The organism is Streptomyces sp. NPDC048191, from assembly GCF_040652655.1.
In the GTDB taxonomy this organism is placed as follows: Bacteria; Actinomycetota; Actinomycetes; order Streptomycetales; family Streptomycetaceae; genus Streptomyces.
On the sequence record NZ_JBEZMO010000011.1, the window covers coordinates 108,290 to 123,740 of the forward strand.

The 15,451-nt window shown below is 75.7% G+C and carries 1 protein-coding gene; it reads left to right on the forward strand.

Annotated features, from left to right (window positions below; translation table 11 throughout):
• The first annotated feature begins 50 nt into the window (after positions 1–50).
• Positions 51–15,437 carry a type I polyketide synthase gene (locus tag AB0D93_RS19900; RefSeq protein ID WP_362120981.1) on the forward strand — a complete coding sequence of 5,129 codons (15,387 nt, stop codon included), beginning with the start codon at positions 51–53 and terminating at the stop codon, positions 15,435–15,437.
• Positions 15,438–15,451: the final 14 nt, after the last annotated feature.

Sequence of the window (15,451 nt, forward strand, 5' to 3'; positions counted from 1 at the left end):
ACCCCGGCCCCACCGCAGTCCACCTCTTCGCACAGGAGTGGCGACACCCGATGACCAACGACGACAAGCTGCTCTCCTACCTCAAGAGGGTCTCCGCCGACCTGGCCCAGACCCGTCAGCGGCTGCGCGAGGTGGAGACACAGGACCGGGAACCCATCGCCATCGTCGGAATGAGCTGCCGCTTTCCCGGCGGCGTGACCACCCCGGAGGAGTTCTGGCGACTCGTCCACGACGGCACCGACGCCATCGGTGACTTCCCCGCCGACCGGGGCTGGGACGTCGACGTCCTGTACGACCCCGACCCGGACGCCACCGGCAGGACGTACGTCAGGCGCGGCGGGTTCCTGGACGACGCGGCCGGGTTCGAGCCGGACTTCTTCGGCATCAGCCCCCGCGAGGCGGTCGCGATGGACCCCCAGCAGCGGCTGCTGCTGGAGGTGTCGTGGGAGGCGCTGGAGAGGGCCCGGATCGCCCCCGACTCGGCGCACGGAGCCCGGATCGGGGTGTTCGCGGGCACCAACGGCCAGGACTACAAGGACCTGCTGGCGAAGATGCCGGAGGACAGCGAGGCGGCGCTCGGCACCGGCGTGCTGGCCGCCGTGATCTCCGGGCGCATCTCCTACACCCTGGGCCTGGAGGGCCCCGCCGTCACCATCGACACCGCCTGTTCCTCCGCGCTCGTCGCGGTGCACCTCGCCGTACAGGCGCTGCGCGACAAGGAGTGCACCCTCGCCCTCGCGGGCGGCGCGACCGTGATGTCCACGCCGGGCAACTTCATCGCCTTCTCCCGCCAGCGCGGCCTCGCCCTCGACGGCCGCTGCAAGTCCTTCGCGGACGCCGCCGACGGCACCGGCTGGAGCGAGGGCGCCGGCATGCTGGTGCTGGAACGGCTCTCCGACGCCCGCCGCAACGGCCACGAGGTGCTGGCCGTCGTCCGCGGCTCCGCCGTCAACCAGGACGGCGCCTCCAACGGCCTGACCGCGCCCAACGGGCCCTCCCAGCAGCGCGTCATCCGGGCCGCGCTGACCGGCGCCCGGCTCGGCCCGGCCGACGTGGACCTGCTGGAGGCGCACGGCACCGGCACCACCCTCGGCGACCCGATCGAGGCCCAGGCACTGCTCGCCACCTACGGCCAGGACCGGCCCGCGGACGCCCCGCTGTGGCTCGGCTCGGTGAAGTCCAACATCGGGCACACCCAGGCCGCGGCCGGCGTCGCCGGGATCATCAAGGCGGTCATGGCGATGCGGCACCGGATCCTGCCCAGGTCGCTGTTCGCCGACGAGCCGTCCACCAAGGTCGACTGGACCCAGGGCCAGGTCCGGCTGCTGACGGAGAACCGGCCCTGGACCGACCCCGGCCGCCCGCGCCGGGCCGCCGTCTCCTCCTTCGGCGCCAGCGGTACCAACGCGCACACCATCCTGGAGGAGGCCCCCGCGGAGGAAACGGCGCAGGCTGAGCCGCGTACGGCGCCGCCGCTGGTGCCGTGGGTGCTCTCCGGCCGGACCGAGCGCGCCCTGCGCGAGCAGGCCGCCCGCCTGGTGGCCGCCGCGGGCGAAGCGGACCCGGTCGACGTGGCGCACTCCCTGGCCGCCACCCGCACCGCCCACCAGTACCGGGCCGTGGTCCTCGGCACCGGCCTCGACGCGCTCATGGCGGCGACGGCGCGCGTCGCCGAGGGCGGCCAGGGCGCCGCCTGGGGCCGCGTCCGCAAGGGACAGACCGCCTTCCTGTTCACCGGGCAGGGCTCGCAACGCGCCGGCATGGGCCGCGAACTGTACGCGCGCTTCCCGGTGTTCGCCCGCACCGTCGACGAGATCTGCTCGCTGCTCGGCGACGCCCTGCGCGACGTGATGTTCGGCGACGACCCCGAGCCGCTGAACCGGACCGCCCGCACCCAGACCGCGCTGTTCACCTTCGAGGTCGCGCTGTACCGACTGGTGGAGTCGTGGGGCCTCGCGCCCGACTGCCTGGCCGGGCACTCCGTCGGCGAGATAGCCGCCGCCCATGTGGCGGGCGTCCTGGACCTGAAGGACGCGACCACGCTGGTCGCCGCGCGCGGCCGGCTGATGCAGGCGCTGCCCGGGGGCGGCGCGATGTTCGCCGTACGCGCCACCGAGGAGGAGGTCCGCCCGCTGCTGACCGAGCGGGTCGGTGTCGCCGCCGTCAACGGCCCCGGCTCCGTGGTGATCTCCGGCGACGCGGCCGAGGCCGAGGCGGTGGCCGCGCGCTTCGACAAGAGCCGGCGGCTGAAGGTCTCGCACGCCTTCCACTCGCCGCTCATGGATCCGATGCTGGCCGAATTCCGGTCGGTAGCCGAGTCCCTGACCTTCCACCGGGCCACCGTCCCGGTGGTCTCCAACGTCACCGGCGCCCTCGCCACCAAGGATCTCGCCGGCCCCGACTACTGGGTACGGCACGTGCGCGAGGCGGTCCGCTTCCACGACGGGATACGCTCCCTCGCCGCCGCGGGCGTCACGCGCTTCCTGGAACTCGGCCCCGACGCCGTGCTGACGGCCATGGCCCGTGAGTGTCTGGCCGCCGACGGCACGGACGCCGGCGCCGTGCTCGCCGCCGCCACCCGCCGCGAGCGCGACGAGACGGAGACGCTCCTCACCGCCGTGGCGCAGATGTACACCGGCGGGGCCGCGCTGGACTGGACCGCCCTGTTCACCGGCGCCCGCACCGTCGACCTGCCCACCACCGCCTTCCAGCGCGAACGGTTCTGGCCCGAGGCGTCCGCCCCGGTCGGTGACGTCGGCTCCGCTGGACTGGACTCCGCCGACCACCCGCTGCTCGGCGCGGCGACGATGCTGGCCGACTCCGACGGTGCCGTGCTCACCGGCCGGCTGGCGGTCCGCACCCACCCCTGGCTCGCCGACCACGTCGTCGGCGGATCGGTTGTCGTCCCCGGCACCGCCATGGTCGAGCTTGCCGTCCGCGCCGGCGACCAGGTCGGCTGCGGACGCCTGGAGGAACTCGCCCTGGAAGTACCGCTGGTACTGCCCCGGGACGACGGGACGCGCGTCCAGGTCGCCGTCGGGGCGCCGGATGCCTCCGGCGCCCGGAGCGTGCACGTGTACGCCCGCGCCGAGAGCCTGCCCGCCGACGAGTCCTGGACCCTGCACGCCTCCGGCCTCCTCACCGCCGCCACCGGCACGCCGGGCACCCGGCTGGACGTCTGGCCGCCCGAGGACGCCGAGCCCCTCGACATCACCGGTCTGTACGAGCGGCACGCCGCCGCCGGTCTGGAGTACGGCCCCGTCTTCCAGGCGCTGACGGCGGCCTGGCGACGCGGCGAGGAGGTCTTCGCCGAGGTGCGGCTGCCGGAGCGGCCCGCCGCCGAGGCGCCCCGCTTCGGCCTGCACCCGGCCGCCTTCGACGCCGCCCTGCACTCCCTCGCCCTGCTCGGCGACGGATCCGCCGCCGACACCGCCCGGCTGCCCTTCATGTTCGAGGGCGTCACCCTGCACGCGGTCGGCGCCTCCGTGCTGCGCGCCCGGCTGGTGCCCAGCGGGCCGCACGCCTTCGCCGTAGACCTGGCCGATGCCACCGGCGCCCCCGTCGCCACGGTCACCTCACTGGCCTCCCGCCCGCTCGCCAACCTGCGCGCTGCCCGCGACACGACCGCCGACGCCCTGTTCGCCCTCGACTGGCAGCCGGTGCCCCTGGACGGCGACGCCCCGGACAGCGAGCACCGGGTGCTGTACAGCGCTCCGGGGACGGACCCCGCTGCCGTACGGGAGGCGCTGCACCGCGCGCTCGAGGCTCTCCGGGACGACGATCCCCGCCCGCTGGCCGTCGTCACCCACGGCGCGGTGGGCGTCGTCGCCGGGGAGGACGTGCCCGACCTGGCCGGGGCCGCCGTATGGGGTCTGGTGCGGTCCGCGCAATCGGAGAACCCCGACAGGTTCGTGCTGCTCGACCTCGAACCGGGCACGGACGCCACCTCCGTCCTGCCCGCCGTGCTCGCGTCCGGCGAGCCGCAGATCGCCCTGCGCTCCGGCACCGCTCACGCGGCCCGGCTCGTGCGCGCCGAAGCACCGGAGGAATCGGGCGAGTTGAGTCTCGATCCCGAGGGAACCGTGCTGCTGACCGGCGCCACGGGAGGCCTGGGGCCGGTGCTGGCCCGGCATCTGGTCGCCGCGTACGGCGTCCGTCACCTCGCGCTGCTCAGCCGGTCGGGCGACTCGGGCGACCTGGTCGCCGAACTCGCCGGCCTCGGCGCCACCGCGACCGCCCACGCCTGCGACGTCGCCGACCGGGACGCCCTCGCCGCCGTGCTGGCCGGCATCCCGGCCGCGCACCCGCTCACCGCGGTCGTGCACGCCGCCGGTGTCCTCGACGACGGTGTGGTCTCCTCCCTCACCCCCCAGCGGATCGACACGGTCCTCGCGCCGAAGGCGCTCGCCGCCCTGCACCTGCACGAACTGACCGAGGGGCTCTCGGCGTTCGTGCTGTTCTCGTCCGTCGCCGGCACCGTGGGCGCCCCGGGCCAGGGCAACTACGCCGCCGCCAACGCCCTCCTGGACGCCCTCGCCGCCCGCCGCCACGCCCGGGCCACACCCGCGCTGTCGCTGGCGTGGGGGCCGTGGGCGCCGTCCGGTGGCATGACCGGCTCCCTCGACGAGGCCGACCGCGCCCGTATGGCCCGCGGCGGCATGACGGCCCTGTCCGCGGAGGAGGGTACCGCCCTGTTCGACCTGGCGGTGCGCGCCGGACGTCCCGCCCTGGCACCGGTGCGCCTCAGCCTGCCCGCGCTGCGCGCCCAGGGCAGCGGCCTCGCGCCCGTCTTGCGTGCGCTGGCCGGCCGGCCGGTGCGCCGGGAGGCCGCCGCCGAGGGCGCCGACGTCACCTTCGCCGAGCGCATGGCCGCCCTCGGGGACGAGGAGCGCGCCGAGGCGCTGCTGCACACCGTCCGCGCACACGTCGCCGCCGTGCTCGGGCACGCCGACGCGGGCAGCGTGGAGACCGACCGGGCGTTCAAGGACCTCGGCTTCGACTCGCTCGCCGCCATCGAACTGCGCAACTCCCTGTCCGCCCAACTGGGCCGGCGGCTCAGCGCCACCCTCGTCTTCGACCACCCCTCGCCCGAGGCGCTCGCCACCCACCTCGGCACCCTGGTCGGCGGCGCCCGCACCGGGGCGCGCCGCGGTCGTCGTACCGTCAAGGCCCGCGCCGACGAACCGCTGGCGATCGTCGGTCTGGCGTGCCGCTACCCGGGCGACGTCCGCAGCCCCGAGGACCTGTGGCGGCTGGTCGCCGACGGCACCGACGCCATCACCCCGTTCCCGGCCAACCGGGGCTGGGACGTCGACCGGATCGTCGACGCCACCCGGCAGCGCCCCGACACCTCCTACGTCGGTGAGGGCGGATTCCTGCACGACGCCGGCGCGTTCGACGCCGCGTTCTTCGGCATCAGCCCCAAGGAAGCCCTCGTCATGGACCCCCAGCAGCGGCTGCTGCTGGAGACCTCGTGGGAGGCCCTGGAGAGCGCGGGCATCGACCCGCACAGCCTCAGGGGCAGCCGCACCGGCGTGTTCACCGGCGTCCAGTACCACGACTACTTCGGCAGCTTCGGATCCGGCAGCATCATCTCCGGGCGCGTCGCCTACACCCTGGGTCTGGAGGGCCCGTCGCTGTCCGTCGACACCGCGTGCTCCTCGTCGCTGGTGGCCCTGCACCTGGCCGCCCAGTCGCTGCGGCAGGGCGAGTCCGCTCTCGCCCTCGTCGGCGGCGTCGCCGTCATGGCCACCCCGGAGACGTTCATCGAGTTCAGCCGGCAGGGCGCGCTCGCTCCCGACGCCCGTACCCGCGCCTTCGCCGACGCGGCGGGCGGCACCGTGTGGGGCGAGGGCGTCGGCGTCATGGTGGTGGAACGGCTCTCCGACGCCCGGCGCAACGGCCACGAGGTGCTGGCCGTCGTCCGCGGGACCGCCGTCAACCAGGACGGCGCCTCCAACGGCCTCACCGCCCCCAACGGCCCCTCCCAGGAACGCGTCATCCTGGAAGCCCTGGAGAACGCCCGCCTCACCACCGCCGACGTCGACGTCGTGGAGGCACACGGGACGGGTACGACGCTGGGTGACCCGATCGAGGCGCAGGCGCTGCTGGCCACCTACGGTCAGGAACGGGCAGAGCCGCTGTGGCTGGGCTCGGTCAAGTCCAACATCGGGCACACGCAGGCCGCCGCCGGTGTCGCGGGCGTCATCAAGATGGTCATGGCGATGCGGCACGGGGTGCTGCCGCAGACCCTGCACGTGGACGCGCCGTCCACGAAGGTCGACTGGGACGCCGGGCGGGTACGGCTGCTGACGGAGCAGCGGGACTGGCCGCGGCTCGGCCGGCCGCGCCGGGCCGGTGTGTCCTCGTTCGGGATCAGTGGCACCAACGCCCACGTCATCCTCGAACAGGCCCCGCCCGCTCCCGCCGAGCCGCGGCACACCGGCCCCGACGGCCTCGCCGTCCCGTGGCTGCTCACCGCGAGGACGCCCGCCGCCCTCGCCAGCCAGGCCGCGGCCCTCCTCGGCCACCTCGACACCCACCCCGGGCTCGGCCCGGCCGACGTCGGCTGGTCGCTGGCCACGACCCGCGCCCGTTTCGCGCACAGGGCCTCGATCACCGGAGCCGACCCGGACGAACTGCGCGCCGCCCTCACCGCGCTGGCCGACGGCACCACGGCCCGCACCCTCGCCCTGGGCACCGCGGCCGGCCGCGCCCGGCCCGTGTTCGTCTTCCCCGGCCAGGGCTCCCAGTGGTCGGGCATGGCCACCCAACTCCTCGGCGACTCCCCGGTGTTCGCCGCCCGCATGGCCGAGTGCGCCGCCGCACTCGCGCCGCACACCGACTGGGACTTCCACACCGAGCTGCGCGGCGACCTCGACCGGGTCGACGTCGTCCAGCCGCTGCTGTGGGCCGTCATGGTGTCCCTGGCGCACCTCTGGAGCGCGTACGGAGTCACCCCGGCCGCCGTCATCGGCCACTCCCAGGGCGAGATCGCCGCCGCCTGCGCGGTCGGCGCGCTGTCCCTGGAGGACGGCGCCCGTGTCGTCGCCTTGCGCTCCCAGGCCATCGCCGAACTGCTGTCCGGTTCCGGCGGCATGATGTCCGTCGGAGAGGGCGCCGACGCGGTCCGTGCCCGGCTCGCCGCCTGGGACGGCCGGCTGTCGGTCGCCGCCGTCAACGGCGCCGCCTCCACGGTGGTGTCCGGCGACCCCGACGCATTGGACGAACTCCTCACCCGGCTGCGGACGGAGAAGGTCCGCGCCAAGCGCCTGCCCGTGGACTACGCCTCCCACAGCGCCCATGTCGAGACCCTGCGCGAACGCCTCGCCGACGTACTCGACGGCATCGAACCGCGGGCCGTACCGGTGCCGTTCTACTCGACCGTCACCGGCGGCCTCGTCGACACCGCTCGACTCGGCGCCGGGTACTGGTACACCAACCTGCGCGGAACCGTGCTGTTCGAGCAGGCGGTGCGCGCGGCCGTCGCCGACGGACACCAGCTGTTCATAGAGTCCAGCCCGCACCCGGTGCTGACCCTCGGCATCCAGGAGACCGACGACGCCGTGGCCGCCGTCGGCTCCCTGCGCCGCGACGAGGGCGGCCGGGACCGGCTGCTGACCGCCCTCGGCGAGGCTTTCACCCAGGGCGCGACCGTCGACTGGGCCGCCGTCGCCGAGGGCCGCCGGCCGCGCCGCGTCCCACTGCCCGGCTACGCCTTCCAGCACGAGTGGTACTGGCTCGACAGCACGGCGAACGGAGCCGACGTCACCTCCGCCGGGCTCGCCCCCACCGACCACGCCCTGCTCGGCGCCGCGATGGTACGGGCCGACAGTGAGGGCGTCGTCCTCACCGGACGGCTCTCTCCGGCCGCCCAGCCCTGGCTCGAGGACCACCGCGTCGGCGGCCGGCTGCTCTTTCCCGGCACCGGCCACCTGGAACTCGCCCTGCGCGCCGGGGACCAGGTCGGCTGCGGCGACATCGCCGAACTCACCCTGCACGCACCGCTGGTGCTGCCCGACCACGGTGCCGTCCAGCTGCAGGTCGTCGTGGGCGCGCCCGAGGGGGAAACCCGCCCGGTGTCCATCTGGTCGCGTCCGGAGAGCCCCGACGAGGAACTGCCGTGGACCCGGCACGCCGACGGCCTGCTCGCGCCGACCGGCACCCTCCCGGCCGACACCGCCCCGCTCACCGCATGGCCCCCGCAGGGCGCCGAAGTCATCGGCCTGGACGGCCTGTACGACGAGCTCGCCGCGCTCGGCCTCGGCTACGGGCCGCTGTTCCAGGGCCTGCGCACCGCCTGGCGCACCGGGGACGACCTGTACGCGGAGGTCGCCACCGACGCGAACCCCGACGGCTTCGGCCTGCACCCGGCCCTCTCCGACGCCGCCCTGCACACGATCGGCCTGACCGACGCCGCGGGCGACGCGGCTCTGCTGCCCTTCACCTGGTCCGGGGTACGCCTGCACGCCACCGGAGCGACCGCACTGCGCGTCCGTGTCCGGCCCACCGGCGAGGGCACCGTCTCCCTGGCCCTCGCCGACCCCACCGGCGCGCCCGTCGCCACGGTCGACTCCCTCACCCTGCGCCCCCTGCGGACCGATGCGCTGCAGGCCGCGGCCCGCTCGGCCCGGGCGGGCGGGCTGTACCGGGTGGACTGGGTGCCGGCCCCGGTCGCCACGGGGGCCGCTCCGGCAGCGGAGATGCTGCGTGCCCCGGCCGGGGTGAGCGCCGCCGAGACCCGGGCGGCCGTCGAGACGGTCCTGGACGAGCTGCGTACCCGGCTCGCCGAGGACGACCGAGCCACCGTTGTCGTCGCCACCGGCACCGATGCGGCAGGAGCCGCGGTCGGCGGTCTGGTCCGCTCGGCCCAGTCGGAGAACCCCGGCCGCCTCGTACTGGTCGAGGCCGAGGAGGAGCCGGACGCCGGACGCCTCGCCGAGGCAGTGGCCACCGGCGAGCCGCACCTGGCCCTCCGGGACGGCGCCTGGCAGGTGCCGCGACTGACCCGCGTCACCGACGGCCCGGACACGGCCCTCGCCGCCGGCGATCTCGGCACCGGCACCGTCCTGCTCACCGGCGCCACCGGTGCCCTCGGCCGGATCCTCGCCCGCCACCTGGTCACCGAACGGAACGTGCGGCACCTGCTGCTGCTCAGCCGCAGCGGCGCCACCGGCGCCCTCGTCCCGGAACTCACCGGGCTGGGCGCCGAGGTGACGAGCGTCGCCTGCGACGTCGCCGACCGGGCCGCGCTCCGCGCCGTGCTGGACGCCGTACCGGACGACCGGCCGCTGACCGCCGTGATCCACGCGGCCGGAGTCCTCGCCGACGGCGTGCTCACCTCCCTGACGCCGGAGCGCATCGACACGGTGTTCCGGCCGAAGGTCGACGCCGCCTGGAACCTGCACGAACTCACCGCGGACCTGGACCTGTCGGCGTTCGTGCTGTTCTCCTCGTCCGCCGCCACGCTCGGCTCGCCGGGCCAGGCCAACTACGCCGCCGCCAACGCCTACCTCGACGCGCTCGCCGTGCACCGCCGGGCCCTCGGACTGCCCGCCCACTCCCTGGCCTGGGGCCTGTGGGCGCAGGCCGGCGGCATGACCGGCACGCTCGACGAGACGGACCGCGCGCGCATCGCCCGCGGCGGTGTCGCACCCCTGGAGACGGAGGAGGGTGTCGCGCTGTTCGACGCCGCCCTGAGCGGCGACGACCCCGCCGTGCTGCCCGTCAAGCTGGACATGGCCTCGCTGCGTGCCCAGGGCGAGGGCCTGGCCCCGCTGTTCCGCGCCCTGGTGCCCGTCCGCCGGGCCGGCGCGGCCACCGGGCGGAGCCCGGCCGGTGGCGCCGACGCGCTGCGGGAGCGGCTCGCCGGGCTGCTGGAGACGGAGCGCGAGCCGTTCCTCACCGAACTCGTGCAGAGCCATGTCGCCACCCTCCTCGGCTACCGCTCCGCCCAGGACGTCGGCCGCACTCTGGCCTTCCGGCAACTCGGCTTCGACTCGCTGGCCGCCGTGGAACTGCGCAACCGGCTCACCGCGGCGACCGGCCTACGGCTGCCCGCCACCCTGGTGTTCGACCACCCCACCCCGTCGGAACTCGCCCGTCACCTGCTCGGCGAACTCACCGGCACCCTCGCCGAGGCGGCCGCCCGCATCGAGCCCCGGGGCGCCGCCGCCGACGAGCCGATCGCCGTCATCGGCATGGCCTGCCGCTTCCCCGGCGGCATCGCCTCGCCGGAGGACCTGTGGCGTCTGGTCGCCGAAGGACGGGACGCCGTCGGCGAGTTCCCCGCCGACCGCGGCTGGGACGTGGAGAACCTCCACGACCCGACCCTGGACCGGCCCGGCACCAGCTACACCCGGCACGGCGCCTTCCTGTACGACGCCGCCGACTTCGACCCGGCGTTCTTCGCCATGGACGACGAGGAGGCCGAGGTCACCGATCCCCAGCAGCGGTTGCTGCTGGAGACCTCGTGGGAGGCCCTGGAGCGCGCCTCCATCGACCCCGCCGTCCTGCGCGGCTCCGACACCGGCGTGTTCGCCGGCGTGATGTACCACGACTACTTCGGCAGCTTCGGCTCCGGCAGCGTGGTCTCCGGCCGGGTGGCCTACACCCTGGGCCTGGAGGGACCGACCCTGTCTGTCGACACGGCCTGCTCCTCGTCGCTGGTGGCGCTGCACCTGGCCGCCCAGTCGCTGCGGCAGGGCGACTGCTCGCTGGCGCTGGCCGGGGGAGTGACCGTGATGGCGACCCCGGGCACCTTCGTGGAGTTCAGCCGGCACCGGGGGCTGTCCCGGGACGGCCGCTGCAAGCCCTTCGCGGACGCCGCCGACGGCACCGGCTTCGGCGAGGGCGCCGGCGTCCTGCTCCTGGAGCGGCTCTCCGACGCCCGCCGCAACGGCCACAAGATCCTCGCCGTGCTGCGCGGCACCGCCGTCAACCAGGACGGCGCCTCCAACGGCATCAGCGCCCCCAACGGCCCCGCCCAGCAGCGCGTCATCCGCCGCGCCCTGGAGGCGGCCGGCGTAGCGGCGGCCGAGGTCGACGTGGTCGAGGCGCACGGCACCGGCACCACCCTCGGTGACCCCATCGAAGCCCAGGCGCTGATCGCCACCTACGGCGCCGAGCACACCGAGGACCGCCCGCTGTGGCTCGGCTCGGTCAAGTCCAACCTCGGCCACACCCAGGCCGCCGCCGGTGTCGCCGGCGTCATCAAGATGGTCGAGGCCATCCGCAACGAGACCCTGCCGGCCAGCCTCGGCGTGGACCGGCCCTCCCGGCACGTGGAGTGGGAGGGCGGCAACGTCCGGCTGCTCACCGAGAACCGCCCCTGGCCCGACCCGGGACGCCCGCGCCGCGCCGGCATCTCCTCCTTCGGCATCTCCGGCACCAACGCCCATGTGATCGTCGAGGCCGCACCACCGGCCGGACAGCGCTCCGGGGAACCCGCCGCCCCCGCGACCGGCACCGTGCCGTGGCTGCTCTCCGGCCACACCCGGGACGCCCTGCGCGCCCAGGCCGCCCGGCTGCTCGAGCACCTGTCCGCCACCCCGGACACCGACCCGCACCGCCTCGCCGGCGCGCTGGCCCACGCCCGCGGCCGGCTGGGCCACCGCGCCGCCGTCCTCGGCCGCACCCCCGACGAACTGACCACGGGCGTCCGGGCGTTGGCGGACGGCCGCACCCCGCAGACCGGTGTCGTCGGCACCGCCACCGACGGCCGGCTCGCCTTCCTCTTCTCCGGGCAGGGCTCGCAGCTGCCGGGCATGGGGACCCGCCTCGCGGCGGCGTTTCCCGTCTTCGCCTCCGCCTTCGACGAGGTCCGCGCCCATCTGGACCCGCTGCTGGACCGGCCGCTCGCCGACGTCCTGGACTCCGCCGACCTGCTGGAGCGCACCGCCTACACCCAGCCCGCGCTGTTCGCTGTCGAAGTGGCCCTGTACCGCCTGCTGGAGTCCTTCGGCCTCCGGCCCGACCTGCTCGCCGGCCACTCCGTCGGCGAGTTCGCCGCCGCCCATGTCGCGGGCGTGCTCGGCCTCAAGGACGCCTGCACCCTGGTCGCCGCCCGGGGGCGCCTCATGCAGGCCCTGCCCGAGGGCGGCGCCATGATCGCCGTGCAGGCCGCCGAGGCCGAGGTCACGCCGCTGCTGGGCGAAGGAGTCGGGATCGCCGCCGTCAACGGGCCGGCGTCCGTGGTCGTCTCCGGCCCCGCCGGAGCGGCCCGCGCGCTGGCCGCCCGCTTCGAGCGCACCAAGGAGCTGGCCGTCAGCCACGCCTTCCACTCGGCCCTGATGGAGCCGATGCTGGAGGAGTTCCGCGAGATCGCCGCCTCGCTGTCGTACGGCACGCTGCGCATCCCGCTGGTGTCCACCCTCACCGGCGCCCCGGCCGCCCCCGAGGAGCTGTCGACGCCCGAGTACTGGGTGCGGCACGCCCGCGAGGCCGTCCGCTTCGCCGACGCCGTCACCGCCCTGCACGAGGCGGGCGTACGACACTTCGCCGAGGTCGGCCCGGGTGCCACGCTCACCCCCGCGGCCGCCGGATGCCTGCCCGACGAGGCGGCGGTCGTACCGCTGCTGCGCAAGGACCGTGAGGAGACCGAGGCCCTGCTCACGGGACTCGCCGCCCTGCACGTGCACGGCGCCGCCGTCGACTGGAGCGACCTGCTGCCCCACCGCGACGGCTCGGACCTGCCCACCTACGCCTTCCAGCGCCGCCGCTACTGGATGACCGGCGACCTCGGCCTGCCACGCCCGGCCGCCGACCATCCGCTGCTCGGCACCGCCGTCGAACTCGCCGGCGCCGACGGCACCCTGTACACCGGCCACCTCTCCCTCACCGACCAGCCGTGGCTGGCCGACCACAGCGTCGGCGGCGTGCCGCTGCTGCCCGGCACCGCCTTCGTCGAGATGGCCCTCGCCGCCGGAGCCCGCGTCGGCTGCGGTGCGGTGGAGGAACTGACCGTCACCGAACCGCTGGTCCTGCCCGAGGACGGCGCCGTACGCCTGCAGTGCTCGGTCGGCGAGCCCGACGCGACCGGCGCCCGCGCCTTCCGCGTCTACGCCGCGACGGCCGACGGCGACCCGTGGACCACCCACGCCGCCGGTGTGCTGCGGCCCGCGGAGGAGCGGCCCGGGCACGATCTCACCGCCTGGCCGCCGGCCGGTGCCGAACCGGTCGGCCTGGACGGTGTCTACGAGCGGCTCGCGGAACTGGGCGCCGAGTACGGGCCCCGCTTCCAGGGCCTGCGGGCGGCCTGGCGGCGCGGCGAGGAGGCGTACGCCGAGGTCGCCGTGCCCACCGACACCACCGCGTTCGGACTGCACCCCGCGCTGCTCGACGCCGCTCTGCACACCATCGGGCTGCGCGCGGGCGCGGAGGAGCGCATGTCGCTGCCCTTCGCCTGGAACGGCGTGGAGCTGTACACGCGGGGCGCGACCGGCCTGCGGGTGCGGATCACCCCGGCGGGTACCGGCGCGGTGCGCATCGAGGCCGCCGACGACACCGGCAGGCCGGTGGCCCGGGTGACGTCGCTGTCACTGCGGGAGGTGGACCCGGAGCGGATCGCCGCGGCCGCCGCGGGCGGACACGACGACCTGTTCGCCGTGGACTGGCTGCCCCTCTCCGTGCCCACGGCTCCGCAGGCCGGGCGGTGGAGCGTGCTCGGCGCCGGCCGCGAGGAGTTGGCCGCCGCTCTGGCGGGCGAGGTGGCCGAGGTCGCCGTCGCCGCCGACCTCGCCGAGGCCGCCGAGCAGGCCCCGGACGCCCTGGTCGTCGTGCACACCGGTGGCGAGGGACCGGAGGAGGTCCGGGCAGGCGTCCGCCGGCTGCTCGCCCAGACGCAGGACTGGCTGGCCGATGCCCGGTTCGCCGAGACCACCCTCGTCCTGGCCACCCGGGGCGCAACCGGTCCCGGGGACGTCACCGACCCCGGTGCCGCGGCCGCGTGGGGACTGATCCGTTCCGCCCAGTCCGAACACCCCGACCGGCTGGTTCTCGCCGACCTGGACGACTCGGACGCCTCCCGGCGGCTGCTGCCCTCCGCCGTCGCCTCCGGTGAACCCCAACTGGTGCTGCGGCAGGGCGGATTGACCGTGCCCCGGCTGGCGCGGGCGCCGCGCCGGGACGAACCCGCCCCGGCCGACTGGTCCGGCGGGGTCCTCGTCACCGGCGGCACCGGAGCCCTGGGCCGGCTGGTCGCCCGGCACCTGGTCACCGCGCACGGCGCCGAGCAGCTGGTGCTGCTCAGCCGAGGCGGACCCGAGGCACCCGGCGCGGCCGAACTGGCCGAGGAACTGACCGGGCTCGGCGCGCGGGTGACGGTCGTCGCCTGTGACGCCGCCGACCGTGCCGCCCTCGCCCGGGTCCTGGACGAGCACCCGGTCTCCGCGGTCGTGCACACGGCCGGCGTCCTCGCCGACGCCGTCCTGACCTCCCTCACACCCGAGCGGATGGACACCGTGCTGCGGCCGAAGCTGGACGCCGCCTGGCACCTGCACGACCTGACCCGGGAACGGCCGCTGACGGCGTTCGTGCTGTTCTCCTCCGCGGCCGGCCTGCTCGGCAGCCCCGGCCAGTCCGGCTACGCCGCGGGCAACGCCTTCCTCGACGCCCTCGCCGCCCACCGCAGGTCGCTCGGCCTGCCCGCGGTCTCGCTCGCCTGGGGCGCCTGGGCGGGCAGCGGCGGCATGGCCGGCCGGCTCGGCGACACCGACGCCCGCCGCATGGCCTCCGGCGGCGTGCTCGGCCTCGACGCCGAGGCGGGGCTCGCCCTGTTCGACACCGGCGTCGGCCGCGCCGAACCGGTCCTGCTGCCGGCCCGCCTCGACCTCGCCCCGCGCGAGGCCACCCGCGTCGCCCCGCTGCTGCGCTCCCTGGTACGGGCACCGCGCCGGACCGGGTCCGCCGCGACGGCCGCCGCGTCGGCGCTGCGCCGCGAACTGGCCGCGCTCGCACCCGAAGAACGGACCGAACGGCTGCTGCGCCTGGTGCGCGACGAGGCCCGGTCGGTGCTCGGCGTCGAAGAGATCGAGAATGAACTGCCCTTCAAGGACCTCGGGTTCGACTCGCTCACCGCCGTCGAGTACCGCAACCGGCTCAACGAGTCCACCGGCCTGAGGCTGACCGCCACGCTCGTCTTCGACCACCCCACACCGGCCGCGCTCACCGACCACCTCGCCGCCGAACTGACCCCGGGCACCGGCGACCGGCCGAGCGACGAGGAGGACACCGTGCGGTCCGCGCTCGCCGCCATCCCGCTGGGGCGGCTCCGCGAGGCCGGCCTGCTGGACAGCCTGCTCGAACTCGCCGGGCTGCGCCCCGCGCCCGAGCCGACGGCGGCCGGCGGTCCCAGCCGCGCGTCGATCGACACGATGGACGCCGAGGGCTTGATCAGCCTGGCACTCGACGACCTCGTCGGGGACGACGACGCCCTGTGACGACGTACAGCGAC

What these genes read in the sequence shown, in the direction of transcription:
- AB0D93_RS19900 (WP_362120981.1), top strand. Translation starts at nt 51, where the DNA reads ATGACCAACGACGACAAGCTGCTCTCCTACCTCAAGAGGGTCTCCGCC.